A 24,796-nucleotide genomic window follows, 5' to 3' on the forward strand; every position below is an offset into this window, starting at 1 on the left:
CGTCGCCCGCGAAATCTACCCACACCTCACCGCAGACCTCGCCGCAATCCACCACCTCACCCTTGACAAACCATAGGAGCATCATTGGGTGCGCTGGACGCACCGAACGCCACATTGGGGCGTCGGCGTGGATCAGGAAGGCCTCCGTGGCCGCCGGCAGGCGGCGTTGACATCCGAAGGTGTACCGGGTGATCGCGTTGTAGAACGCGATCTGCGAGGCGCAGACACTGTTGCTCGGCACGCGTCACCTTTCAATGATCGGTGTGTCTCCGGACGCTTAGAGGAAATAAAGGCGGGAGAGAGCGACGGAGCCCGCCGGCGCGGAGGAAACGGGCTCGCCGTCGACGGTGACGCGTCCCGTCTGGTCCTCTACCCGGACTTCGGCGGTCCGATCGTTGTGGATCATGTCCGCCGGGCCGATCCCGCGGGTTCCGCGCACGCCTACCCGACGTCTGCGGGTGGTCAGGCGATCGTCCTCCGATTCGGCGGCGGCCTGGCTGACGAACGCGACCGACAGGTCGGCGGGCGTGGGACCGTACCCGCCCAGCTGGGGGCCGATCACCAGCGGTTGCGAGCTGTCGATGCTCGCGTTCGGGTCGCCCGTGACGCCGTACGCGGGAAAACCGGCCTTGAGGACCAGTTCCGGTTTCGCGCCGAAGTGGTCCGGGCGCCACAGAACGATGTCGGCCAGCTTCCCGGCCTCCAGTGACCCGATCTCGTGGGCCATGCCGTGCGCGATCGCGGGGTTGATCGTGAGCTTGGCGATGTAGCGCCTCGCCCGGTCGTTGTCGTGCCGCAGGTCCGTTGAGCCGCGCTCGTTCTTCATCTTGGCGGCCATGGCGAAGGTGCGTCGGAACGTTTCGCCCGCTCGGCCCATCCCTTGCGCGTCGGACGACGTGATGGCGATGATGCCCAGGTCGTGCAGCACATCCTCGGCGCCCATGGTGCTCGCTCGGATCCTTTCCCTGGCCATCAGCGCGTCCCCGGGCAGATCGGCCTTGAGGTCGTGGGCGTCCATGATCATGTGGAAGTGCTCGTCGACCGCGTCGCGGCCGAACGGGAGCGTCGGGTTCGTCGAAGACGCGATGATGTTGCGCTCTCCGGCCAGCCGCATGACGTTGGGCACGTGTCCGCCGCCGCAGCCCTCGACGTGGAAGGCGTGGATGGTCCGCCCCTCGAGCACGGCCAGGGTGTCTTCGACCGAGAGACACTCGTTGAGCCCGTCGGTGTGCAGCGCCACCTGGACGTCGTACTCCTCGGCGGCGGTGAGCGCGGAGTCGAGCGCACGGGTGTGCGCTCCGATGTCCTCGTGGACCTTGAACCCGCACACGCCGCCCTCGACGAGGGCCTCCACCAGTGGCTCGCGGGCCGAAACCGAGCCCCGGCCGAGGAAGCCGATGTTGATCGGCCACGCGTCGAAGGCGTTGAACGCGTGGCGCAGCGCCCATGGCGTGCTGATCCCCGGCCCCCACACCGGCCCGAATTCCTGGCTGATCACCGTCGTGACGCCGGAGGCGAGTTCGGCCTCGATGACCCGGGGCGACAGCAGGTGGACGTGGGTGTCGATCGCCCCGGCCGTGGCGATCAGGCCCTCGCCCGCGATGATCGTCGTCCCACTGCCGACGACGACGTCGACGTCTTCCAGGGTGTTCGGGTTGCCGGCCCGGCCGATGCCGGCGATGCGTCCGTCGCGGATTCCGATCGACGCCTTGCGGACGCCCTGGACGGCGTCGATCAGCAGGACGTTGCTGATGACCAGGTCGCAGGTTTGCCGGGCGGTCGCGGCCAGGATGTGCAGCCCGTCGCGGGCGGTCTTCCCGAAGCCGACGATGAACTCTTCGCCGGGCTTGCTCGCGTCAGCCTCGACTTCGACGACGAGGCCGGTGTCTCCCAGCCGCACCCGATCGCCCTTCCGGGGCCCGTAGGCGGCGACGTAGTCGCTTGCGGTGAAGCTCATCGTCGGTCCCCTTCGGTCGTTTCCTCGTGTTGGTAACCGCAGGCGATGGCGCGGCGCAGCGCTTCTTCCTTCGCCCCGGGGGCGTCCAGCGGGCCGTCGACGAGACCGGCGAAGCCGATGGCGACGCGGTCCCCTCCCATGGGCGTGAGGTCGACGGCCTTGTGCTCGCCGGGGCCGAACCGGATCGTCGAGCCGGCCGGAATCGCCAGCCGCATGCCGTACGCCGCGGCCCGGTCGAACCGGAGCCTCGGGTTGGCCTCGAAGAAGTGGAAGTGCGAGGTGACGCTGATGGGCACCGTCGAGGTGTTGGTGACGGACACCGTCACCGCCTCCGGCCAGTCCGTCAGCGGCTCGGGTCCGAGCTCGATCGCTCCGGGCGCGGTGCCGGGGGCGGCCGCCGCACCGATCGGGTCGGTCACGACGACCAGCCTCGTGCCGTCGTCGAACACCGCTTCGACCTTCACGTCGCCCATGACCTCCGGCACGCCGGGAAGCACGTTTTCCGGACCGAGCGCGGCCCGGCCCGCGGAAATCGCCTCGTGGAGCCGGCGTCCGTCGCGGGCGGCTTCACACACCGTGTCGGCGATCAGCGCGGTGGCCTCGGGCACGTTCAGCCGCAGCCCACGGGCCAGCCGGCGCCGCGCGAGCTCGGCCGTGGTGAAGATCAGCAGCCGGTCCCGTTCACCGGGCGTGAGCCGCACGGCCGATCACCACCCCTCCGACAGCACCCGGTCGAGGGTGTCGACGAAGAAGTCGGCGGCGGACTCGTCGAGGCACAGTGGTGGCTTCACCTTGAGCACGTTCATCCGGTCGCTCGTCGGCTGGATCACGACACCCAGGTCGAGCATCCGGTCGCAGATGGCCGCCGTCTCGGTCGCCGCGGGTTCGAGCGTGGTCCGGTCGCGAACCAGCTCCACGCCCAGGTACAGGCCGGAGCCGTGGACGGCGCCGATGATGTCGTGGCGCTGCCCCAGTTCCTCGAGCCGTGCCTTGAGATGGCCGCCGACGTCGCGGGCGTTTCCCTGCAGGTCCTCGTCCCGGATGATGTCGAGCACGCACAGGCCGATGCGTGAGGACAGCGGGCTGCCTCCGGTGGAGGAGAAGAAGTAGCCGGCCTCGCGGTACTTCCCGGCCACGGCGCGGCTGGTGATGACGGCGGCCACGGGAACGCCGTTCCCCACCGCCTTCGCGACGGCGATGATGTCGGGAACGACGTCCTGCTGCTCGAATCCCCAGAACCAGTGGCCGAGCCGGCCGTAGCCGACCTGGATCTCGTCGGCGATCGCCAGGCCGCCGTGGCGGCGCACCGCGGAGTACACGGCGGCGAGGTACCCCTCCGGCAGCGGCATTCCGCCTGCGTTGCCGTAGTAGGACTCGCCGATGAAGCCGGCCGGCGGTCGTCCGGACGCGGCCAGCTCGTCGATGATCGCGGCCGCTTCGGGTCCGTATCGGACGGCGTCGGCGCCTCGGTGCCGGCCTCGGTACGGGTTGGGCGCGGGGACGGTGTGCACCCAGCTCGGCCGGCTGTGCAGCGCGTTCGGGTTGTCGGCGACGGAGGTCGAGACCGCGTCCGAGGCGTAGGTCCACCCGTGATAGGCCTCGCTCATCGCGACCACGTCGGATCGGCCGGTGGCCACGAGCGCGAGCCGGATCGCCAGGTCCGCCGCCTCCGAGCCGGAGTTCACCAGGAAGACGGTGTCCAGCGGATCGGGCGCGAGGTCCGCGAGCCGGGCGCCGAACGCCGCGATCGCCTCGTAGTGGAACCGGGAGTTCGTGTTCAGCAGCCGCAGCTGACGTTCGGCGGTCCGGGCGATGCGGGGGTGGGAGTGACCGGCCACCGCGACGTTGTTGATCATGTCCAGCAGTGGACGTCCCTCCTCGGTGACGAGGAAGTGGCGCCAGCCGCGTTCGATCCGGGGCGGCTCGCGGTAGTAGTGCTCCTGGACCTCGGCCAGGGCCCGTTCGCGTTGCTCCAGCACGGAATCGGCGACGCTGCTCGTCGCGGGCAGCCCGAGCAGGGGAGCGGGGTCGGCGAGCGTGGCCAGCCAGCCCGGTGCGTACTTCGGGGCCACGCCTTCCGGGACCCTTTCCGCCCGGTAGCCCGCCGTGATCCGGGTCCGGCCACGCGGCACCGTCGTCGCTACGACCGTGCCGGCCACCACGGCTCCCGCGGCGCGAGCGTCGACTACGTGCACTGCCAGCTCGACGTCGCCCGCACGCAACACGATGCCGGGGCCGGTGGAGGACACCTCGCAGTCCCACGGTGCCCTGAGTTCCTCGGCACCGGCCGTCCAGAGGTCGATCCCGGTCGCGACCGAGGCAGGCGACTCCTGGTCGAGCGCTGGGCTTCCGGCCAGGCGGGCCTCGCCGAACTTCGTCACGACAGCTCGATGCCCGGCCGCAAGTCGATGCGTGGCAAGCGTTTCCGCGATCTTGGAGTCCTGCCACGCACCATCGTCCATAAGGGACGATTGCGGGGACAGGTCCAGTACCACCGCGTCGGGGAGAGTGAGCAGGACGCCGTCCGCGAGGGAAACGCCGCTCGTGCCCAGGCCCAGCGCGTCGCGGATCAGCGCGGTCATCACCTCGGGCGGGACGGAAAGAGCCTGGTTCGCGATGCGCCACTCCCGGACCAGGCGCGTCTCCGCGTAGGAGTTGTCACCGTCGAGGGCCACCTGGTAGCAGCCGCTGACGACCAGGACGGCGGCACGCAGCACCACGAGTGGCCAGATCGCCTCGATTTCGGCGTCGGACAGCGGGCGCAGGGAGTGGTAAGCGCGCACCGCGGGCAGGACGTCGGCCGGCTCGGCGCCGGGGTGGTGCAGGATCGAGGAGATCGCGATCGCGAGCTCGCTGACGGTCCACGTTCTGGTCAGATCGCTGAAGTCGATCACCCCGTCCACGAGGCCGTCCGCGCCGAGCACGGTGTTGTCGTCGGTGACGTCGAGGTGCACGACCTGGACCGGCAAGTAGGGCACGAGCGGCGCGACGAGATCCCAGGCCCTCGCCGCAGCGCTTTCGATCCGGGCACGTCGAGCCGCGGGCAGCGACGAACCCAGCGCAGCCACCGTCCGGTCGGCGTACCGCAGGTCCCACTGAAGGACCCGGTCGAGTCCGTCGCCGGTGAGGTCGGCGAGCGCCAGGTCGACCTTGCCTGCCACCTCGCCCAGCCGGGCCACGCTTCGTGGATCGAGATACCCCTTGTCGAAGAGGGTGCCGCCGTCCAGGAATCGGATCAGCCGGGCGACCGCCGGGCCGTCCGGGGTGGCGACCGTCGCGCGCCGGACGGTTCCGTCGTCGGCGCGAAGCACCTGCGCGACCCTCAGCTCCGGACAGGCGGCGGCGATCCGGTCGGCAGCGGCGTCCTGGACCGAGACCTCGGCGGCGCTGAAGGCCGGGTTCGACACCTTGAGCACCGCCACCGGCTGCCCGGACGACGTCCGCATGAGGAAGTTGGCGTCCTGGTTGCTGCCCAGCGGGTGCGCGACGGCATCCATGCCGAACGACTCCTGCGCGACCCTTCGGGCCCACGCCTCGTCGACGCGGGGCGCGGGAAGGGTGACGGCGTCGAAGAAATCCATTCCGGTCGTCATCCACGCCCTCCGGTGGCCGGTTCCTGCTGAGTGATGCAGTGAATGCCGCCGCCACCGGCGAACACGTCCTTCGCCGGGACCATGACGACCTCCCGCCCGGGGTAGGCCGCCTCGAGGATCTCCTTGGCCTGCCGGTCGTTCGGGTCGTCGAACGCGCACCCGATCACGCCACCGTTGACGACCAGGTGGTTGATGTAGCTGTAGTCGACCCAGTCGAAGCTGTCGCGGACGATCCGTGGCGCGGGGACTTCGATGATCTCCCATGGCCGGCCGGCGGCGTCTCGCGTGTCGCGGACGACGTCCAGGATCTCGCGGCTGATGGCGTGGTCCGGATGCATCGGTTCCTCCTGGACGTGCACGAGGAGGAGGCCGGGCGAAGGAATCGTGACGGTCATGTCGACATGTCCCCGGGTGCCCAGCCGCAACGAGTCGCGATACAGGCCGCGCGGCAGCCAGATGACGTGTCCGGCGCCGATCGTGCGAGCCAGTTCCGCCTCGACGTCCGCCTTCGTCCAGCCCGGATTGCGCCACGGGTCGAGCTGCACGGTCTCGGTCACGAGCACGGTTCCGAGGCCGTCGACGTGGATTCCGCCGCCCTCGTTGACCATTCGCGAGACCTCCAGCTTGGCGCCGGCGCGTTCCGCCACGAAGGATCCGATGCGCTCGTCCTTGCCCCAGCTCGCCCAGGTCTGCTCGCCCCAGCCGTTGAAGACCCAGTCGACCGCACCGAGCTGCCCGGACTCGTCCACCACGAAGGTCGGGCCGATGTCCCGCATCCACGCGTCGTCCAGCGGCGCCTCGACGATCTCGACCTTCTCCTCGTCGAGGTGGCTCCGGGCCGCCTCGGTCTCGGCCGGATCGACGACCATGGTGACGGGCTCGAACTCGGCGATCGTGTGCGCGACCCGGGCCCAGGCGGTCCGGGCACGGTCGGCGGCCTCGGGGCTGTCGGCGAGGTAGGAGTCGAGGGTGGGAAAAGCCATCCACGCCCGCGCTTGCGGTTCGGTTTCGGCAGGCATCCGCCAAGACATCGGGTGCTCCTGGTCAATCGTCATGACTGCTCTCCTCGGTCTTGGATGCCGAGAGCCCGGCGAAGCGCCCGGAACCGGACCGTCCACATGTGACATGCCACTTCCGCGTCGGGCGCGTAGTACTCGGCAGCGTGATAGACGCCGGGATAGACGTGCAGCTCCGTGGAGACACCCGCGGCGAGAAGCCGCTGTGCCAACGCGAGGTCCTCGTCCCGGAAGAGATCGGCGGTGCCCACGTCGATGAACGTCGGCGGCAAGCCGGCCAGGTCCTCCGCGTGGAGCGGAGCCGCGTATCCGTCGGGCTCCTGCCCGGCGAGGAACCACTCCCAGGCCTCGGCGTTGGCCCTTCGGTCCCAAGGCCCGACTTCGTGCGCCGGCCTCGTGGTGTTCCGGTGGTCGACCATGGGGTAGAGGGCCACGACATAGCAGAGCGGACTTCCCCCGAGGTCTCTCGCCTTGAGGGCCGTGGCCAGGGCCAGATTGCCACCCGCGCTTCCCCCGAAGATCGCCAATCGCCCTGGGTCGAAGTCCAGCGACGTCGCGTTGGCGCTCATCCAGCCGAGGGCGGCGTAGCAGTCGTCGACCGGTGCCGGGTGCGGGTGTTCGGGCGCCTTGCGGTAGCCGGTGGAGACGACGAGCACCCCGAGTTCCTCGCAGATCTTGACGGCCGTCGCGTGCTCGTAGTCGAGATCACCGAGGTACATCCCGCCGCCGTGGATGAAGAACACCGCGGGCGAGGCCGGCTGAATCCGCCTGGGCCGGTAGATGCGCACCGGCACGTCCGCGCCAGGCACCCAGACGTCTTCGGTCGAGCACGTCTGGGTGGCCTTGACCGCTTCGACCGTCTCTGCCGCGAGCATGGCATCAATGCGCCTGCGCTCGGCCAGGTCTTCGATGGCGTACAACCCACCGGGGAATTTCTCGCGGAGTTCGTCCAGCGGTGCCCGCAGTTCGGGATCGATGCCGTCGAGCGGATTCACCGGTCCTCCCTCGCGTCGACCAGGAAATGGGTGTCGCGACGACGGCGCAGGTACAGCACCTCGTAGCCGAGCGCGGCGCCCGGCAGCGCTACCGACAGGTCCTTCATCACCGTGATCACCTCGCCGACCATTTCCGGGTCGAGGGCGCTGGTCGGTTCGTCGAACAGCATCAGCTCCGGCTTCATGGCGAGCGCGCGAGCGATGGCGACATGCTGCTGCCGGCCACCGGACAACGCGGACGGCCGCGAGGTCGCCTTGTCGGCGAGACCGACCCGCGCCAGCAGGTCGCGGGCCTGCTCCCGCGCCGCCGTTTTCGGTGCCCCGAGCACCTTCACCGGGCCGACGGCTTCAGTTCGCCAGCCACGGCCGAATGGCTTCGTAGCAACGGTTACGTGCCGCATGGGGGTCGGCCTACCTGTGGCCGGATTGGTACCCGGCGAGCGCCGGCTCGCGGTGGACCACCGTGCCGGCCACCACGGTGAGGGCGATGGGTGCGTCGGCCAGTTCGTCGGGATCGGCGCGCAAGGGGTCGAGCGTGAAGGCCGTGAGGTCGGCCGCCGCTCCGGCGGTGATCGTGCCGGTGCGGCCGGCAGCCGCGGCGGCGAGCCGGGTGTAGCCCTCGAGCGCCATCAGCGGGGTGAGTCCCTGCCGCGGTTGCACGGGTGGGACGCCGGGCTCGCCCGGCGGACGGCGCAGCTGGGCCGCGGCGAGGACCCGGCGCGGGTCGAACGGGGCGACCGGCCAGTCGGAGCCCAGGACGACGGGGACTCCGGCGTCGCGCAGGTCGCGGCAGCGCCAGGCTCGGTCGGCGCGTTCGCGGCCGAGGCGGGACGACCAGTTGTCGCTGTGGTCGGCCCTGGTGAAGTGGCAGTGGATCGGCTGCATGCTCGCGACGACACCCTGCCTCCGGAACCGGTCGATCAGTTCGGTCGGCAGCGTCTCGATGTGCTCGATGCGGTGCGACGCCGCCGCAGGACGGCCGAGTCCGTCGAGGGCTTCCAGGGCGTACCGGACGGCGGCGTCGCCGATGGCATGGGTCGCCGTCGGGACGCCGGCCGCGGCCAGGGTGCGCACGGCTTTGGAGAAGGCGGCGGGGTCGGTCCAGAAGCTGTCGGTCGATTCGCCGTGCGAGTCGGCCTCCTCCAGCCACGCGGTCCCGTTGTCGATGGTGCCGTCGATGAAGAGCTTCACGCCACCGATCTCCCACCGGCGTCCGCCGTGTCCCTGGACGTCGATCAGCTCGGCCAGCCCGTCGGCGTCGACACCGGGATCGCACCAGGGCGCGAACCGCAGCCGCAGCGGGAGTTCGCCGAGTTCTTCCGCGGCGGCGACGACTTCGGCGCTGTCGCCGAGCAGGTCCATGACATGGCCGCCGGTGAGCCCGGTGGCGGCCATTTCGCCGAGCAGCGCGCGCAGCCGGGCCGCCCGGACGGCGACCGGTTCCCTCGGCATGTGCGCGGCGACCAGGTCCATGGCGGCGGACTCCAGCAGCAGGCCGGTCGGTTGGCCGTTTTCGTCGCAGACCACGGTCGATCGCTGGGCGAATCGCCGCGGGCCGTCGACGCCTGCGATCCGCATTGCGGCGGGGGTGGCCAGCGCGGAATGCGCGTCGAACAGCCGCACGAAAGCCGGGCGGCCACCGACCGCGGCCGCGATCGGGGCGCTGGTGATCGGCTGGTCGCCGAAGAGGTTGGGGTCCAGGCCCCACGCCTGGAGCCATTCGCCCGGCGCTCGGTCCGCGGCCGCGGTGGCGAGCAGGTGCCGCACCTCGTCGAGGGAACGGGCGGCGGACAGGTCGACGTCGGCGGTGAGCTGCAGCCCCATCACCGGGTGGGTGTGCCCGTCGATCAGGCCGGGGGTGACGGTGGCGTCGCCGAGATCGACGACTTCGGTCCGCGGACCGCGCCAGTCACGGACGTCGCGGCGGGTGCCGGTCGCGGTGACGACGCCGCCGGTGATCGCGATCGCCTGGACCGGGCGGTCGTCCCCGGTGAGGGTGTGGACGGTGTCGGCGCAGACGACGAGGTCCGGGTTCACGCGGGGATCCCTTCGGGAGTGGCGTGGGTTTCGCCGTCGCTTTCGCCGATGCGGGCATACGTCGCGGGCCGCCGGCTGCGCAACCGGAGGGCGAGCAGTCCGCCCATCAGCAGCGTGGCCGGGACGATGCCGACCAGCACCACGTTGACGGTGGTCGATGCACTGGTGAGCATGCCGACGCTGTCGACGAGGATGTAGGTGGCGACGGCCAGGAACAGCGAGGACGCGATCCCGGCCGCGACCGCGAGCGGCGTGCTGACGGATCGGTTGCGGCGCAGGAAGTACACGACGGTCGCGATGGCGGTCAGCGTCTGCAGCACGAGGACTCCGATCACGCCAGGGGTGTTCACCCACAGCAGCAGCCTGGTGTACGGGTCGGCGCCGGCGACGGCGAACACCGCGATCACGACGACCGCGAGGACGGTCTGCACGATGCTCGCGCGGTAGGGCGAGCCGAAGCGGGGATGGACCTTGCCGAGCCAGGCGGGCAGGACGCCGTCCTGGGCGAGGGCGTGGGTGTAGCGCGTGATGGCGTTGTGGAAGGCGAGCTGTGTGGCGTAGACGCTGCTGATCACCAGCAGGTGCATCAGCGTGGCCGCCCAGGGGCCGACGTAGGTGCCGATCGCGGTGAAGAACAGGCCGGCGATGTCGCCGCCGGCCGCCGCGACCACCTGCTCGCTGCCGAAGGCCTGGATTACCGACCACACGATGAAGCAGTAGAAGACCGCCATGAACCCGACCGCGAGGTAGGTGGCTCGGGGAATCGTGCGCTCGGGGTTCCGCGCCTCGCGGCGATAGAGCACAGTGGACTCGAAGCCCATGAACGCGGCGAAGCTGAAGGCCAGGACGCCACCCATGCCGGGACTGAACACCGCGGCGGGCGTGAACGACTTCGCGTCGAGACCGGCCGCGCCGCCGTGCGTCAGGACGCCGATCGCCATCAGCAGCAGGATTCCCGACTCGAGGACGAGCAGGACCCCGAGCACCTTCGCGCCGACGTCGATGCCCAGCCAGGCCACCACGAGGACCAGCGCGACGGCCACCAGCGCGATCACCGGCCACGGCACGTCCAGCCCGAAGACGTCGGCCAGGGTCGCTTTCGCCTGCGCGGCGAACAGTCCGTAGACCCCGATCTGCAGCGTGTTGTAGGACACCAGCGCCAGCAGCGCCGCGGCCAGGCCCCACGCTCGGCCCAGGCCTTTCGCGATGTAGGCGTAGAACGCGCCGGCGCTGCCGACGTGCCGGGTCATCTGGGTGAAGGCGACCGCGAAGATGGTCAGGATGAGGCCCGCGGCGAGGTAGCCGACCGGTGCCCCGATTCCGCCGACCATGATCGCCAGCGGCGCGACGCCCGCCATGACGGTCAGCGGCGCGGCCGCGGCCACCACCATGAAGACGAGGCTGCCGGTGCCGAGGACACCACGTTTGAGCGAGCCACTCGGTTCGGGAACGGAGGGAGATCCGGCCATGGCGGGGTCCTCTCAGGCCTGGGACGCTTAACCGAACGTCATTCGTTTAAGCATGCGGCGGCCCGTCGAGGACGTCAAGGATTTCGTCGATGCTTACGCTCTGTGGTGACCGATATAGTGGAGGACCTGGTGGCTCAACGACGGAAACGGTTGCTCTCAACCGAGGCGATCCTCGATGCCTCCCTGGCGTCCATCGACGCCGCCGGCCGGCTCACGATGGCTGATCTGGCCGAGCGGCTCGGTGTGAGCGCGTCCTCGATCTACCACCACCTGAGTGGCCGCGCGGCGATCATCGAAGCACTGCGCGAACGGTTGGTCGCGGTGATCGAGCCACCCCCGCTGGACGGAAGTGACTGGGGTGCGCAGATCACCCGGTGGATGCGGGAATACCGGCGAGCGCTGGCCGAGCACCCCAACCTGATCCCGCTGCTGAACGAGCAGACGATGACCGGCGGCTCGGTGCTCCTGGGCTACGAGCGGGTCGCGACACTGCTGCGGCTCGCGGGGGTACCGGTCGGCGAGGTGGTGCTCTGGATCGGCGTCCTCGACGCCTACGCGCTGGGATCGGCGCTCGACCTCGTGGCACCGGACGATGTCTGGCGTTTCGAACGCGACGACCTGCCCGTGCTCGCCGAAGCGATCAGAGCGGCGCCGGCGGGGCGTGAGCGGGCGGATGGGGCTTTCGACCTGGGCCTGGAAGCCCTGGTCGGCTCGCTGCGGCACCGGCTCTCATCCGGCTGATCCACGAGTGTGGCTGCCGCGGTCGCACTGCTGGCCCGCGACCGCGGCAGCCCGGCGCTCCGCTGTTCAGTCGACTGGACTGCTCTCCCGCCCCGGGCGCCGTGTGGACTGGCGAGTGACCAGCACCGGCTGCACGAGTCGACGTCGGTCCACGCCGGTGCGGGCGTTGATGAGAGCGATCAGCAGGTCGACCGCTTCGTAGCCCACCCGGTCCGGACGGAGGCTGACTGTGGTGACCGGCGGGGTCGTCGTCGCGTAGTCCGGATCCTCACTGATGCACGCCACCAGCAGATCCCGCGGTACCCGAAGCCCGTGGTGCCGGGCGGCGGCGAGGATGTTGTGACCGGAGTCGGAGTAGATGCCGATGACGGCGTCCGGTCGTGGATCGCGGTTGAGCAGCCGGCCGGCCGCGTCCCGTTCAGCCGTGAAGTAGTCGGGCAGCGAGGCGTACTCCTCGACGAGGGCGGGCACGTCACGTTCGGCGCACCAGGACACGTAGGCGCGTCCGATCAGGTGTGGATACTCGTCGTCGTGGAGGGGCAGCGTCAACCCGATCCGCCGGGCACCTGCCTTCGTGAGGTGGTTGAGCAGAAGGCGCAGGCCCGCGTCGTAGTCGGTGGCCACCCACGCGTCGCCCCAGCGCGGCTGGGGCGGCTGGCCGTCGCTGACCATCGGGATGCCACGCTCCCGCAGGAGGGAACACACCGGATCGTCGGCACGCGGTGCGACGTGGATGACGCCGTCCATCGGCGCGTTGAGCCACATCCACGGTGACAATGAACTCGGCATCACCATGAGCATGTAGCCGCGCTCGTGCGCCGCCGCCATCGCGCCCAGCGCCAGTTGTGCGTAGTACGGGATCTCGGTGTACGGGACGGGAAGGTCGCCGTACGTCGCCATCGTCAGGCCGAGCACTCCCGTGTTGCCGCAGGCCACGGCCTGGGCTGTGCTGGCAGGGGCGTAACCGAGTTCGCGTGCCGAGGCGATCACGCGCTGCCTGGTCGCCTCGGACAGCCGTCCGGTGCCGTTGAGCGCGTTCGACACCGTGGCCGTGGACACCCCGGCCCGTGCGGCCACGGCCCCGAGCGTGGGACGCCGCCAGACACGAGTGCTCTTCATGTTCATCACAACAGCCCCGTGCCTGCTTGTGGTTAAGACGTTAATCACTCAACCTACCGGCGACAGCGGCCGAGCCGTGTCATGTCTAGTCTGGAGTGATCACGTGGACAAGAGGGAATCGGTGGGGACGAGGATTTCCCAGGTGCGGCAACGCACCGTAGCTCCGGTCGTCGCGGCGCGGTGCGCGCTGTGGACGTTTGTCGTCGTCAACCTGGTGATCGTCGAGGTCCTTTTCCTCACCGCGGGGACCGGCAAGAACGAGGTGCTCACGGTCGCCAAGTTCTTCGGCCTGCACGCCGCCGTGCTGATGCTGCTCCAGCTGCTGCTGGTGGCCCGGCTGCCGTGGCTCGACCGCCGGATCGGCATGGACCGGTTGACGGTGTGGCACCGATGGGTCGGCTTCACCCTGCTGTGGACCATCCTCACCCACGCCGTGCTGGTGGTGCTCGGCTACGCGAAGCTCGATGACGCGTCGATGACGAAGACGTTCTTCGCGCTGGCGGGAGTGCCGGCCTCCCTGCTCGGGATGTGCGCCGCGATGATCGTCGTCGTGGTCGCCGCGGTCTCCGCCCGGTATGTGAGGCGGCGGCTGCGGTACGAGACCTGGCACGGTGTGCACCTGCTGCTGTACCTGGCGTTGGGGCTGGCGTTCGTCCACCAGCTGCTGGAGACCACGACCTTCAGCTCTTCCGTGCCGGCGAAGGTGTACTGGTGGGCCCTGTGGCTGTTCGCGTTCGGTGCCCTGGTCGCGGGGAGGATTGTGCTGCCTCTGTGGCGCAACGCCTATCACCGGTTCCAGGTCGCGGAGGTCGTCCAGGAGTCGGACGACGTCGTGTCGGTGCACGTCACCGGCCGCCACCTCGACAGGTTTCCGGCGCGGGCCGGCCAGTTCTGCATCTGGCGGTTCCCTGGGCACAACCACTGGTGGCCGGCGAATCCGTTCTCGCTGTCGGCGGCGCCTGACGGCCGCACGTTGCGCCTGACCGCCAAGGCGGTCGGCAGCACCAGCGCCGGCCTGCGGCACGTCCCGGTCGGGAGCCGCGCGTTCGTCGAGGGACCGTACGGGGCATTCACCGCGTTGCACCGATCGCAGCCCGGTGCACTGCTGATCGCGGGAGGAGTGGGGATCACGCCGATCCGAGCCCTGCTGGAGGAGGAAACGGCCGGCGACGTCGTCGTGCTCTACCGTATGCGCAACGAGAACGACGCCGTGCTGGTCCACGAGGTTCGAGCCTTGGTCGTGGACCGCGGCGGGCAACTGCACCTGCTCACCGGTCGCACGGGAGAGGGAACGTCGCCGTTCGAGCCGGACAGTCTCCGTGCCCTGGTACCCGACATAGCCGAACGCGACGTGTACGTCTGTGGCCCGCCCGCGATGACCTCGGCCGTCCTCGGCACCCTACGCAGGCTGAAGGTGCCCGGCCGGCAAGTGCACTCCGAGCGGTTCAGCCTGGCCTGACGAGCGGGGGCGGCGGGCGCGATCGGAGAACAGCGATGTGAAAACAAATGGTGACGTCGGCGGAGAAGGCCGGTGGCCCTTTCCGACCGTGCACAGGAGACCCGAGTGAGATACCGGAAGCCCCTGCCCTGGCTCGTTGCCCTGGCCTGCCTCACGACCGCGTGCAGCGGCGCGTCCGGCACCGGCCCTGCCGCTCGGGCCAAAGCACCTGCGCGGGAAAGAGCAGATTTCGAGTACCCGCGCCGACGCGGGTGTCCTAGGCGTCCTTGGGGGTTAGGGCTGCGGCGAAACGCGTCGCGACCGCCGCGACCGCGGCACGCAGCTCATCTCCTCCTTCAACGCGGAAGTCGAACGGCACGGTTGCCAACCACTCCTGCGCGTACATGGCCGGATTGCTGGTGCTGCCGACGAGCACGCACTGGTCCTCCCATGGGTGAAGCCGCCCCATGGGAGGCCGGATCCAGGGCGTCACGTCGGCCGCTGGGGCGTGGAACACGACGCGGGTGGGGAACTCCCAGCCGGTGCCCAGGTTCTCCTCCAGCGCCGCCACCGGGTCGAGATCGTCGGGCGGCTCGAACTCGTGCGTGGTCTGCCCGACCGCATGGATTCGGTCCACCCGGTAGGTACGGATCGCGTCCGCGCGGTGAGAATGGCACAGCAGGTACCAGCGCCCGTGGCGGGCCACGACCGCCCAGGGGTCCACTTCGGCTTCCCACTCCTTGCCGGTCTCGCTCCGGTAGGTGATCAGCACCCGGCGTCGGGCCGCGACGGCGGCGACGAGTGCGCTGGTGGTGGCGGGATCCGGGCGGGCCGAGTGCCGGTCGGGCGCGGCCGAGGCGTGCTCGCGCAGCGCCGCAGCCTGCCGGCCGACGCTCTCCGGCAGCGCCTGGATGACCTTGCCGAGGGCAGCGCCGACCGGGTCGTCAACCTCGGTGGCGGCCGGCTGGCCGTCGAGCACCGCCATGACCAGGCCCAATGCCTCGGCCTGGGTGAACACGATCGGCGGCAGCCTTGTTCCGCGCCGGAGCCGGTACCCCCCGTGCGGGCCTCGGTTCGACTCGACCTGGACGCCTGCCTCCCGGAGGATCCCGACGTAGCGGCGGGCGGCCCGCTCCGTGACGCCCAGTCTTTCGGCGAGTTGGTCGGCCGTTGTACCAGGACGCGCCTGGAGGATCTCCAGGGCGCGCAGTGCACGCGCGGTGGGACTGATTTCGTTCGGCACCCCGAGCAGGCTAGCGATCACCCGATGAACCGGAAGCAGATTGTCCGGAATTGGCTCTAGCGTGACGTGACGATGCACCGCGGTGACCTGACCGCGCAGAAAAAGGAGAATGGATCATGGACGTCCTGCTCATCGGGGGCCTGTGGCTCGACGGATCCGTCTGGGACGATGTCGCGTCGGCACTGCGGTCGCTCGGCCACAACCCCGTGCCGCTGATCCTGCCCGGCCAGGGCGACGGATCGGCTTCCGCCACGCTCGACGACCAGGTGGCGGCCGTGCTCGCCGCTGTGGACTCAGCCTCGGGCAGGCCCATGGTGGTCGGGCACTCGGCAGCCTGCACCCTGGCCTGGCTGGCCGCCGACGCGCGGCCGGAGAAGATCTCCAAGACCGTCCTCATCGGCGGCTTCCCGGCCGCCGACGGAAAGCCCTACGCCGACTTCTTCGAGCTTCGGGACGGCGTCATGCCCTTCCCCGGCTGGACCCCCTTCGAGGGACCGGACTCGGTCGACCTGGACGAGGAGGCCAGACGCGCCTTCGCGGCCACCGCGATCCCCGTTCCCGAGGGCGTGGCCACAGGCGTCGTGCGGCTGACGGACGAGCGACGCTTCGATGTGCCGGTCGTCGTCGTGTGTCCCGAGTTCACCCCTGCCCAGGCCAAGGAGTGGATCAACGCCGGCGAGTCGGCCGAACTCGCGAAGGCCGCACACCTCGACTTCGTCGACATCGACTCCGGTCATTGGCCCATGCACACCAAACCCACCGAACTTGCCCGCCTCCTCGCCGCAGTGGCCGACACGGCCTGACACGGCAGCGCAGTCGATCGCGAAAGGATTCAAGCGTGTCGTACACGATTTGGCCGCTGGATGCCTCGACGTGGGCCGTGTTCGCGGAGCTTGTCGAGCGCAACAACGGGATCTTCGGTGGCTGCTGGTGCATCGGCTACCACCCGGAGCGCGGCCAGAGGTGGGCAGACCCGTCCTGGCCGACGTGGGCAGCGAGACGATAAGGATTTCGCCCCCGCTGCCCACGGGCGAACAGCCACGTGGAACGGTTTGTACTCACGGTCAGAACCGAGCTCGCCGACCGTATGTTGATCCTGGGGGAGCGGCACCTGCACGCCGTGCTCGCCGAGTACCTCTGGCACTACAACGGTCGACGGCCGCACCGTTCCCGCGAGCTCTGCCCACCACGGCCGACCCACCCCGTGGCAAATCTCGGCTTCCAGCGGATCAAGCGGCAGCAGGTGCTCGGGGGCCTGATCAACGAATACGAACGGGCCGCGTAATGCCACTGGTCGGCGCTGGTGACCGACTTATGGAACCCACGGGACCGATGACCGGGGCGCTGCAGCGCTGTGGCGCGGCCTCCGCAGGAGCCGCGAAGGGCGTGGCGACGAGGCCGAGTGCGGCGAGCGCGGCCACGACGGTGTGGCGGAAACCATATCCGCTCCATTTACAAATACCAACGTCAGACCTGTGAGTGAATGGAGAGTGCGCACGTGAACGCAGTTGAGGCGATGCCTGAGGTTCAGACCTTTTTGCCCGCCGCGGCCGCGGCGCGGACGGCGTCGACGATGAACTGGTAGCCGGTGCACCGGCAGAGGTTCCCGGCGAGGGCCTCGCGGATCTCGGCTTCGGCCGGGTCCGGGTTGGCCGCGAGCAACTCGGCCGCGGTCGCCAGCATCCCGGGCGTGCAGAAGCCGCACTGCAGGCCGTGGTGATCGCGGAACGCCTGCTGCAACGGGGTCAGCTCGCCACCGGTCGCCATGCCCTCGACGGTCGTGATCTCCGCGCCCTCGGCCTGCACGGCGAGCAGGCAGCACGCCCGCGCGGTCGCGCCGTCGACGGTGATCGTGCAGGCGCCGCAGACGCCGTGTTCGCAGCCGACGTGCACCCCGGTGAAGCCGAGGTCGTGCCGCAGGAAGTCGGCCAGCGTCCGGCGCGGCTCGCACTCGGCGCTGCACAGCTGCCCGTTGACCGTCAGGGTGACCTTCATCGGACCGCCTTCGTCAGGGCCCGCCCCCCGAGCACCGCGGCCATCTCGCGGCGGTACTCGGCGGGCGCGTGCAGGTCGGACGGCGGATCGGTGACCGCCGCGATTTCCCGTGCGGCTTCGGCGATCACGTCGTCGCTGAGCGACCGGCCGTGCAGCAGTTCCTCGGCCGCGGTGGCCCGGATCGGCGTTGGACCGGCGCCCGCGACGGCGATCCGGGCCCGCTCGCACCGGCCGTCCGCCGTCCGTTCCAGCGCGACGAACACCGCGACGAGCGCCAGATCCTTGCTGCGACGGGTAAGTTCCTCGACCGCGCAGTCCGCGGCCCGCACCGGAACCCGGATCGCGCTCAGCAGCTCCCCGGTCGTCAAAACCGTCCTGAATGGACTTTCGAAGAACTCGCGAGCCGCGACGACGCGCTCCCCGCGTGGCCCGCGCACCACGAGTTCCGCGTCGAGGGCGACGGCGACGGCGGGCAGCTCGGCCGCCGGATCGGCGTGCGCGAGGCTGCCGCCGAGCGTGCCTCGGTTGCGGGTCGCGACGTGCCCGACGTGCCGAAGTGCCTGCGCGAGCAGCGGAACGTCCCGCCGCACCACGTCCGACGTCTCGACCGCGCGCTGCCTGGTGAGCGCGCCGATCTCAACGTGCTCGCCGTCGCGGCGGACGTACGCGAGTTCGTCGAGGCCGTTGACGTCGACGACCAGCGACGGCCGCGCGAGTCGCATGTTCAGCAACGGCACCAGGCTCTGCCCGCCGGCGAGCACCAACGCGCCGTCGGCGACCAGCGAAGAGATCGCCTCGTCCACCGAAGCCGCCCGGACGTAGTCGAACGCGGCCGCCTTCATCGGGTCGCTCCTCGCTTGATCGCGGCCAGCAGGCCCGGCGGCGTGATCGGCAACGTCGTGATCTTGACGCCGTACTCGCGCAACGCGTCCTCGACGGCGTGCGCGATCGCGGCACCGCCGCCGATCACCCCGGCCTCGCCCATCCCCTTGAAGCCACCGGGGATGTGGTCGGCGGGCGTGGCCATGTGCGTGAGCGCGAACGGCGGGATCTCGGTCGCCGTCGGGATCAGGTAGTCGCGGAACGTCCGGGTCAGCATCCGGCCGCCGTCGTCGAAGGCGAGTTCTTCGTACAGCGCGCCGCCGATGGCCTGCGCCGCGCCACCGTGCAGTTGGCCGTCGACGATCAGCGGATTGATCACCGTGCCGCAGTCGTGCGCGATGAGGTAGCCGAGCAGAGTCACCACCCCGGTCTCGGGATCGACCTCCGCGAGCACGGCGGTGCAGCCGAACGCGGTCGCGACGTTGACCGGGTCGTAGACCTCGCGCTCCTCGAGCGTCGGCGATTCGCCGTCGGGCAGCAGACCGTCGAGACGCCGGTACGCCGCGTCACCGACCTGCGCCATGCCGATGGACCGGTCCGGGACGCCGTCGACGAAGATCCGGCCGTTCTCGACGACGAGGTCGTCCGGCGAGGCCTCGAGGATGTTCGCGGCGATCCTCAGCACCTTCGCCTTGAGCCGGGTGGCCGCGGTGAGCACGGCGGCGCCGCCGACCGCGGCCGCGCGGCTCGCACCGGTGCCGTACCCGGTGTAGGGACACGAATCCGTGTCCCCCGAGACGACCGTGACGTGGTCGAGCGGAACGCCGAGCGCGTGTCCGGCAACCTGCGCCAGCGCGGTGTGGATGCCCTGCCCCATCGCGGACTGTCCGGTGTGGACGGTGACGTGGCCGGTGGAGTCGATGCGCACGACCTCCTCGTCGAAACCCGAGTGCTGCAGGCCGCTCAGGTTCACGATGCGGCTCGGGCCGAACGCGGTGATCTCGTTGTGGAACGAATACCCGATCCCGGCGGACGCGCCGCGCGCCCTGGCCTCGGCGACGCGCTCGGCCCAGCCCGCCTCTTCGACGGCCTCGATGCACAGGTCGAGGCACTCCTCGTAGCGTCCGCTGTCGTAGACGAACACCGGGCTCTGGTACGGGAACGCCTCCGGGGGCACGAAGTTCTTGCGCCGCACGGCGTGCGCGGCCAGGCCCAGCCGCCCGGCGAGCAGCTCGACCATCCGTTCCTGCACGAAGTTCGCCTTCGGCAGGCCCCAGCCGCGGTAGGAGCCGTACGGCGGCCGGTTGGTCATCACGGCGACGACGTCCATCTCGACGGCCGGGATGGCGTACGGCCCGGTGAGGCACGCCGCCGCGGTGAAGCAGGGGCCGAAGGCGATCGTCCCGAGCTCGCTGCCGAGCACGCCGTGGACGGTGCCGCGCACGCCGGTGATGGTGCCGTCGGCCTTCGCGGCGAACTCGACGTCGATCTTCTGCTCGCGCGAATGCACATTGGCGACGAAGCTTTCGACGCGGTCCTCGATCAGCTTCACCGGCCGTCCGGTGCGGCGGGACAGCAGCGCGGCGAGGACTTCTTCGCCGTAGAAGTCGAACTTGTTGCCGAACCCGCCGCCGACATCCGGCGTCCGCACGCGGATCTTGGCCACGGGCAGGCCGAGGACCTCCCCGAGCAGCTCGCGGGCGAGGTTCGGGGCCTGGGTCGCGAGCCGGACGTCGAGCCGTCCGGTGAACGGGTCCCAGGTCGCGACCACGCCCCGGGTCTCGAGGGGCGCGCCCATCTGACGCGCGAACCGGAAGGACTCCGCGAGCACGACGTCGGCCTCGGCGAAGGCGGTGGCCACGTCCCCGGCGACGACGGTCGTGCGCGCGCAGACGTTGTCCGGCCAGTCGTCGTAGAGCCGTGGAGCGCCTTCGGCCGTCGCCTCCTCCAGCGTGCTGACGGCCGGGAGCTCCTCGTATTCGACGTCGATGAGCTCGAGTGCGTCCTCGGCGGTGGCCCGGTCCTTCGCGGCGACCACGGCGACGCCCTGCCCGGGATGGCGCACGCGGTCGACGGCGAGCGGGTAGGCGCTGGTGAGCCGCATGTCCGGGACGTTCCGCCAGAGCACCGGCTGCGGCGCCCGGACGGCGGCCTTGACCTCGGCCCCGGTGAGCACGGCCGAAACGCCGGGCAGCGCGGCCGCTGCGGCGGTGCCGATCTTCTTGATCCGCGCGTGCGGCAACGGGCAGCGCAGGACGGCGGCTTCGAGCAGGTGGGGCAGTTCGACGTCATCGACGAACCGCGCGCGGCCGGTGAGCAGCCGGAGATCCTCTGTGCGGCGCACTCGCGCCCCGATCAGCTCGTCCACGCTTCCACGTTCCCATCCGCGGGCCCGGCGCGCGTCGTACTAAAGGGCGATCTTTCAGACGTCGCGGGGACGGAAGAAGGCGGCGAGCCTCGCGGAGGTGAGTTCGGCCCAGCTGCCGGTGGTGGAGAGCACTGCGGCGGCGCCGGTGGGGAACCTGGCCTGGACCAGCCGGGTGTCCTCCCCGTGGCCGGCGAGGCGGCGTGAAGTCGCTGACGGCCGGCGGGGTGCCTTCGGGGCCGAGGATTTCACCGCGGCGCGGCCACCGCTCTCGGCCCGAAGGCAACCACGGAGAAGCTCGGCCAGGAGGCGACGTGGATTTCCTCGCCAGGCTTGTACATCGCGGTGTGGGCCGGTCCGTGATCATCGAAGAAGTGGGCGGGCTCGAAGGGGCGGGACCGCCTTTTCGTAATGGTCACGGAACTGCTCGAACGGCAGGTCGGCCGCGATTTCGAGCTGGCGCGCCTGGTGCGTGACCAGCGCGGGTCTCGCCGGTCATCGTTCCCCCGCGTTCACCAGGGCAGCCAGTATCTCCGGCCGTTCCAGGGCGATGAAGTGGCCCGCTTTCGGCACCTGCGTGAACTCGGCGTCGGGCAGCAGGTCCTTGTTGGCGGTCCGGTCCGCGGGGCGTGACCAGTCCTTCTCGCCGTAGACGAGGTGGATGGGGGCCTTGACTTCGGGGTAGCGCGAACGGGCCGCGATCAGGCTGGGCAGGTTCTGGTAGACGCCCCGGGCCACGGTGGGGTAGCCGGGGCGGCTGCCCACTTGGAGGAGCTCGTCGACGTAGTCCGGGTGCAGGGCGCTCTTGTCGCCCAGGCCACCCTGCAGGATCCTGCGGAGAGCGGCCTTGGGCTCGACTCCCGCGACCACGGGGCCTATGCCCGGCGCGAGGACGCCGGCGAGCACCACCCGGGCGAGGAGGCTGGAGCGGGCGATGCCGCCGGGGAAGTCGTAGGTGTTCACCGCGATGACGCGCCGGACCCGGTCCGGCAGGTCGGCCGCGGTGGTCAGGGCGAGCACGGCGCCCATGGACTCGCCGAGCAGCGTCACGTCGTCGAGGTCGAGGTCGGTGAGGAGCCGTTCGACGCCCGCGCGCATCGTCGGTTCTTCGTAGGAAGCGCCGGGCACGATCTGGGAGTAGCCCATCCCCGGGAGGTCGAGGGCGTAGACGGTGTACTGGTCCGAGACCAGGGGAATGAGCTTGCGGAAGTGCTCGGCCTGCGTGCGGACCGTGTGCAGCAGGACCAGTGGAGCGCCGGTACCCGCTTTGAGGTAGCGCAGCGTCCCCTCCCGATGTCCCTCCCGTGCGGCGAGGGTGTGGCTGGTGGTGCCGGGAACGTCGATGGTGGGACGTAACGTCTGGTCGGGCATTTTGCCTGCTCCTGGGGACACTGCGGGAAACCGATCGGTTTCCAAGAGTGTAAACCGATCGGTTTCCAGGAGCAAGTCGACGCTCACCCGGCCGGTCGTCGGGGTCGGCGCATGCCGCCCGCGTCGAGCAGGGTGGCCACGGTGGGCGCGACGAGCCCTTTCAGGTTGTCGGCTCCGATTCCCGCCCGCGCGCTGGCGCCGTCGAAGACCAGGATGAGCTGCCGGGCAAGCAGGTCGGGCTCGCCCGCTCCGCCTCGTTCGGCTTCGGTACGGAAGAAGGTCGTCAGGTTCTGCTTGATCCTGCGGGCCACCTGGCTCGCAGGGTGGCTCTGGTCCTTGAGTTCGATCTGCACGGCCAGGTAGCGGCAGCCCTGAAAACCTGGTGCGCCGGCCTGCAGTTCCACCTGCTCGAAGACGTGCAGGATCCGCTCGCGGGGTGAACGTTCGTCGTCCGCCGAGGGGAGCAGGCCGGCCACGTAGGCGCCTGCGCCCTCCTCCAGGCTCGCGGCCAGCAGCGCGTCCTTGCTTTCGAACAGCTGGTACAGGGACTTCTTCGACACACCCGCCGCCTTGCAGAGCGCGTCGATTCCGATGCCGACACCGTCCCGGTAGGTGAGCGTGGCCGCGGCGGCCAGCAGCCGTTCCCGGGAACTCGGCTTCGCTTCGGTGGTCATCCTGCGAGGCTAGCCCGGCTCGGGCGAATTGAAAACCGATCGGTTTACTCGGCCTCGGCTGTCGCGTTCAGGTCGAGGTAGCGGGTTTTGTGGTCCGTGACGAACTCTGCTGCGGTGGCCGACCTCGACCTGACGTATCATTGGAGGAAAGTCGGCTTTACGACCCGGCGCCGCGAGTGGGAGTACCTCGTGCCCACCGACCCGCGGATCACGGACTCGGCTCGGCGCTACCGCCGTCGGACGTGACGATGGTGGCCATCGGCGAGGCGGAGGAGGGCCGTCTGCGCAACTTGGACCGTGTGATCCGCGATGAGGTCGAGGCCACCATCGGATGGCAGGAGATGTCGGCTGAGGTGTTGGTCCGCGTCCGGGCCAACCGGCATCGCCGCCGGATCGCCATGGCGCAGCTTGCGCGCGTGCTGGGTGCGCTGCACCGCTCCGGGATTCCCACGGCATCGGCCGATGTGGATGAATCAAGCGGGGCGGCCTTGGCGCTGTTCGATGGCGTCGGCGCCCGGCGCGCGAGCAGCAACCTGGAGTTGGTGCTCCACTGAACTCACCGAGACGTGTCGATCACGGCTACGTCCAAGGGATTCATTCCTCACCGAACGGAGAATTACGAGAAATATGGCAGTAAAAGCAGGAGCCATCGAAGTCGAGGGCACTGTCGTCGAGTGCCTGCGCAACGCCACCTTCAGGGTGGAGCTCGAGAACGGGCACAAGGTGCTGGCGCATATCAGCGGGAAGATCCGGAAGAACTACATCAAGATCTTGCCGTACGACCGGGTGCTTGTGGAGCTGAGCCCGTACGACCTCACCCGCGGCCGGATCCGCTTCCGCTACCGCACGTAGAAATCGATGACACCGCTCGTGGCTTCCACACGGGCAACAAACGTTGCAGGAAGGCCGTCGTCAGGTTCCACGCCCTGGCGACGGCTTCACGGCGGTGCCTAGCGCCCGGTGGCTGGCGTCGATCGGCTGGGCGTGCGGGAGGCTCCACGAGCCCCGTCGTCGGCACGCCTCGGACTGAGCCGTCCGCTGACCGCGTCGGCAATTGAGGACGTTCAGGCTGGGGGCGCGACGGCCTCTGCTGCCCGCTGCCCGTGTCAGCGGCCGTGTGTTCATGTGAGCAGCGGTTGTCCGTGGTGGTCGCGAAGGTCGCCACGGCGTGCTGGCGATGCCCGGTGGGGGCGGCACGGCTTCGCGCCGGCCGCTGCAGGCCGGATGCCGCGGGTCTCCCAGCCGATGTTGAACACTGTCGTGTGTGGACGAAGGGCGTCGCCGGTCGTTCCGCCCGGCGTGATCTCCCTGCGGGTCCGGAGCTTCGAAAGCCGACACCGTACCGTCATGTTCTCCCCATGATGAGGCGTGCGGCGAGTCCTTGGGCGGGACACCGGCAGGTCTGATGTCCGTGTTCGCTCGGCTGGACGGCGATCAAAGCAAGATGCTGTACCGGACGATGATGTGTGCGGTGTCGAGCATCAACCAGTGCTCGACACCGCCCGGTAACGTCATCTGGTTGAGCGGGTACGTATGGCGCTTGCCGTGGTGGGGTTGGTTCGCCAGCCTTGCCAGCCGCGGCACAGCACGTAGGCGACGGCGGTCGCCGCTACGAGGCTGAGGTCGATGGGCCAGGTCGTCGCGGCGTCGGGTGTGTTGCTCGCGGCCGCGACGATGCCGAAGACGGTGATGGCGATCTTGTGGAGGAAGATGAGCTCCCAGGGGCCGCGTTGGTTGCGCGGCGCTGTGATGATCATGATGTAGAGGCCGGTGAAGACGAGGTAGGCGAGGGTCCGCCATGCTTCGGACATCAGGCGATCGGGCGAGACGGTGAACATAATGCTGATGCCGTACGTGAACGCGCCCAGTGTTGCGATCGCGCAGAGGGCAAGCAGCACTCGTCCGATCCTGTCTGCCAGGGCTGAGGGTCGGTCGTTGGTGTGGGCGTCAGATCGGACAGT

At 69.9% G+C, this 24,796-nt stretch carries 22 protein-coding genes and 1 pseudogene; 6 read left to right on the forward strand and 17 right to left on the reverse strand.

Translation table 11 applies throughout. From position 1 onward, the window contains the following. The 9 genes and pseudogenes from AB0M82_RS30810 to AB0M82_RS30850 form a co-directional block, all read right to left on the reverse strand. On the reverse strand, positions 1-241 hold a 241-nt coding region (locus AB0M82_RS30810; protein WP_364729259.1), incomplete at its 3' end, for a hypothetical protein. A gap of 36 nt (positions 242-277) precedes the next feature. Then, complete coding sequence (locus AB0M82_RS30815) at positions 278-1,957, reverse strand: urease subunit alpha (protein ID WP_364729262.1); 1,680 nt, start codon at positions 1,955-1,957, stop codon at positions 278-280. Next, positions 1,954-2,658, reverse strand: a complete 705-nt coding sequence (gene ureA / locus AB0M82_RS30820) for an urease subunit gamma (protein WP_364729265.1) — start codon at positions 2,656-2,658, stop codon at positions 1,954-1,956. Before ureA ends, AB0M82_RS30815 begins: the two co-directional genes overlap by 4 nt. A gap of 6 nt (positions 2,659-2,664) precedes the next feature. Beyond that, entirely contained in the window at positions 2,665-5,550 is a 2,886-nt protein-coding gene (locus AB0M82_RS30825) for an aminotransferase (RefSeq protein WP_364729268.1), read from the reverse strand. Next, a complete protein-coding gene (locus AB0M82_RS30830; protein ID WP_364729270.1) occupies positions 5,547-6,605 on the reverse strand; it encodes an agmatine deiminase family protein in 1,059 nt (352 codons plus the stop codon). Before AB0M82_RS30830 ends, AB0M82_RS30825 begins: the two co-directional genes overlap by 4 nt. Beyond that, complete coding sequence (locus AB0M82_RS30835; protein ID WP_364729273.1) at positions 6,602-7,561, reverse strand: alpha/beta hydrolase; 960 nt, start codon at positions 7,559-7,561, stop codon at positions 6,602-6,604. Before AB0M82_RS30835 ends, AB0M82_RS30830 begins: the two co-directional genes overlap by 4 nt. 92 nt (positions 7,562-7,653) lie before the next feature. Then, positions 7,654-7,962: pseudogene (locus AB0M82_RS30840) on the reverse strand (ATP-binding cassette domain-containing protein); the annotation flags it as partial. Between the two features lie 10 nt (positions 7,963-7,972). Next, positions 7,973-9,598, reverse strand: coding sequence for an amidohydrolase (locus AB0M82_RS30845; RefSeq protein ID WP_364729276.1), 1,626 nt, complete (start codon positions 9,596-9,598; stop codon positions 7,973-7,975). Next, positions 9,595-11,067, reverse strand: a complete 1,473-nt coding sequence (locus AB0M82_RS30850; RefSeq protein ID WP_364729279.1) for an APC family permease — start codon at positions 11,065-11,067, stop codon at positions 9,595-9,597. The genes AB0M82_RS30845 and AB0M82_RS30850 overlap by 4 nt, the downstream gene beginning before the upstream one ends. 150 nt (positions 11,068-11,217) lie before the next feature. Between AB0M82_RS30850 and AB0M82_RS30855 the strand changes: the two genes are divergently transcribed. After that, positions 11,218-11,808 (forward strand): TetR/AcrR family transcriptional regulator, encoded by a 591-nt coding sequence (locus AB0M82_RS30855; protein WP_364729282.1) that lies wholly within the window; start codon positions 11,218-11,220, stop codon positions 11,806-11,808. A gap of 66 nt (positions 11,809-11,874) precedes the next feature. Here AB0M82_RS30855 and AB0M82_RS30860 read toward each other — a convergent pair whose 3' ends face one another. Continuing rightward, positions 11,875-12,927 carry a LacI family DNA-binding transcriptional regulator gene (locus AB0M82_RS30860; RefSeq protein WP_364729285.1) on the reverse strand — a complete coding sequence of 351 codons (1,053 nt, stop codon included), beginning with the start codon at positions 12,925-12,927 and terminating at the stop codon, positions 11,875-11,877. A gap of 103 nt (positions 12,928-13,030) precedes the next feature. Between AB0M82_RS30860 and AB0M82_RS30865 the strand changes: the two genes are divergently transcribed. Next, positions 13,031-14,386, forward strand: a complete 1,356-nt coding sequence (locus tag AB0M82_RS30865; protein WP_364729288.1) for a ferredoxin reductase family protein — start codon at positions 13,031-13,033, stop codon at positions 14,384-14,386. 256 nt (positions 14,387-14,642) lie between these two features. Here the strand turns inward: AB0M82_RS30865 and AB0M82_RS30870 are convergent, their stop codons facing one another. Continuing rightward, complete coding sequence (locus AB0M82_RS30870; RefSeq protein ID WP_364729291.1) at positions 14,643-15,686, reverse strand: WYL domain-containing protein; 1,044 nt, start codon at positions 15,684-15,686, stop codon at positions 14,643-14,645. A 38-nt stretch (positions 15,687-15,724) separates the two neighbouring features. On the opposite strand from AB0M82_RS30870, the gene AB0M82_RS30875 reads away from it, so the two are divergent. Both AB0M82_RS30875 and AB0M82_RS30880 read left to right on the forward strand, forming a co-directional pair. Then, complete coding sequence (locus AB0M82_RS30875) at positions 15,725-16,411, forward strand: alpha/beta hydrolase (protein ID WP_364729294.1); 687 nt, start codon at positions 15,725-15,727, stop codon at positions 16,409-16,411. Positions 16,412-16,650: 239 nt separating this feature from the next. Next, positions 16,651-16,893 carry an integrase core domain-containing protein gene (locus AB0M82_RS30880; RefSeq protein WP_364729297.1) on the forward strand — a complete coding sequence of 81 codons (243 nt, stop codon included), beginning with the start codon at positions 16,651-16,653 and terminating at the stop codon, positions 16,891-16,893. 242 nt (positions 16,894-17,135) lie between these two features. Here the strand turns inward: AB0M82_RS30880 and AB0M82_RS30885 are convergent, their stop codons facing one another. The 5 genes from AB0M82_RS30885 to AB0M82_RS30905 form a co-directional block, all read right to left on the reverse strand. Continuing rightward, entirely contained in the window at positions 17,136-17,603 is a 468-nt protein-coding gene (locus AB0M82_RS30885) for a (2Fe-2S)-binding protein (protein ID WP_364729300.1), read from the reverse strand. Next, on the reverse strand, positions 17,600-18,445 hold the full coding sequence (locus AB0M82_RS30890) for a xanthine dehydrogenase family protein subunit M (protein WP_364729303.1): 846 nt from the start codon (positions 18,443-18,445) through the stop codon (positions 17,600-17,602). Before AB0M82_RS30890 ends, AB0M82_RS30885 begins: the two co-directional genes overlap by 4 nt. After that, the gene (locus tag AB0M82_RS30895) at positions 18,442-20,793 is read right to left on the reverse strand and encodes a xanthine dehydrogenase family protein molybdopterin-binding subunit (protein ID WP_364729306.1); all 2,352 of its coding nucleotides are present in this window, start codon (positions 20,791-20,793) and stop codon (positions 18,442-18,444) included. The genes AB0M82_RS30890 and AB0M82_RS30895 overlap by 4 nt, the downstream gene beginning before the upstream one ends. Positions 20,794-21,285: 492 nt before the next feature. Next, a complete protein-coding gene (locus AB0M82_RS30900) occupies positions 21,286-22,161 on the reverse strand; it encodes an alpha/beta hydrolase (RefSeq protein WP_364729309.1) in 876 nt (291 codons plus the stop codon). Positions 22,162-22,244: 83 nt separating this feature from the next. Beyond that, positions 22,245-22,835, reverse strand: a complete 591-nt coding sequence (locus AB0M82_RS30905; RefSeq protein WP_364729312.1) for a TetR/AcrR family transcriptional regulator — start codon at positions 22,833-22,835, stop codon at positions 22,245-22,247. A 242-nt stretch (positions 22,836-23,077) separates the two neighbouring features. Between AB0M82_RS30905 and AB0M82_RS30910 the strand changes: the two genes are divergently transcribed. Both AB0M82_RS30910 and infA read left to right on the forward strand, forming a co-directional pair. Beyond that, positions 23,078-23,389, forward strand: a complete 312-nt coding sequence (locus AB0M82_RS30910; RefSeq protein ID WP_364729315.1) for a hypothetical protein — start codon at positions 23,078-23,080, stop codon at positions 23,387-23,389. 73 nt (positions 23,390-23,462) lie between these two features. Then, the gene (infA, locus tag AB0M82_RS30915) at positions 23,463-23,687 is read left to right on the forward strand and encodes a translation initiation factor IF-1 (protein ID WP_364562357.1); all 225 of its coding nucleotides are present in this window, start codon (positions 23,463-23,465) and stop codon (positions 23,685-23,687) included. A gap of 659 nt (positions 23,688-24,346) precedes the next feature. Here the strand turns inward: infA and AB0M82_RS30920 are convergent. Next, positions 24,347-24,733, reverse strand: coding sequence for a hypothetical protein (locus AB0M82_RS30920; RefSeq protein WP_364729318.1), 387 nt, complete (start codon positions 24,731-24,733; stop codon positions 24,347-24,349). Positions 24,734-24,796: the final 63 nt, after the last annotated feature.

It is taken from the genome of Amycolatopsis sp. NPDC051128 (genome assembly GCF_040682715.1).
GTDB lineage: Bacteria > Actinomycetota > Actinomycetes > Mycobacteriales > Pseudonocardiaceae > Amycolatopsis.

What these genes read in the sequence shown, in the direction of transcription:
- AB0M82_RS30850 (WP_364729279.1), bottom strand. Translation starts at nt 11,067, where the DNA reads ATGGCCGGATCTCCCTCCGTTCCCGAACCGAGTGGCTCGCTCAAACGT.
- AB0M82_RS30830 (WP_364729270.1), bottom strand. Translation starts at nt 6,605, where the DNA reads ATGACGATTGACCAGGAGCACCCGATGTCTTGGCGGATGCCTGCCGAA.
- AB0M82_RS30860 (WP_364729285.1), bottom strand. Translation starts at nt 12,927, where the DNA reads ATGAAGAGCACTCGTGTCTGGCGGCGTCCCACGCTCGGGGCCGTGGCC.
- AB0M82_RS30890 (WP_364729303.1), bottom strand. Translation starts at nt 18,445, where the DNA reads ATGAAGGCGGCCGCGTTCGACTACGTCCGGGCGGCTTCGGTGGACGAG.
- AB0M82_RS30815 (WP_364729262.1), bottom strand. Translation starts at nt 1,957, where the DNA reads ATGAGCTTCACCGCAAGCGACTACGTCGCCGCCTACGGGCCCCGGAAG.
- AB0M82_RS30900 (WP_364729309.1), bottom strand. Translation starts at nt 22,161, where the DNA reads ATGCCCGACCAGACGTTACGTCCCACCATCGACGTTCCCGGCACCACC.
- infA (WP_364562357.1), top strand. Translation starts at nt 23,463, where the DNA reads ATGGCAGTAAAAGCAGGAGCCATCGAAGTCGAGGGCACTGTCGTCGAG.
- AB0M82_RS30825 (WP_364729268.1), bottom strand. Translation starts at nt 5,550, where the DNA reads ATGACGACCGGAATGGATTTCTTCGACGCCGTCACCCTTCCCGCGCCC.
- AB0M82_RS30905 (WP_364729312.1), bottom strand. Translation starts at nt 22,835, where the DNA reads ATGACCACCGAAGCGAAGCCGAGTTCCCGGGAACGGCTGCTGGCCGCC.
- AB0M82_RS30875 (WP_364729294.1), top strand. Translation starts at nt 15,725, where the DNA reads ATGGACGTCCTGCTCATCGGGGGCCTGTGGCTCGACGGATCCGTCTGG.
- AB0M82_RS30885 (WP_364729300.1), bottom strand. Translation starts at nt 17,603, where the DNA reads ATGAAGGTCACCCTGACGGTCAACGGGCAGCTGTGCAGCGCCGAGTGC.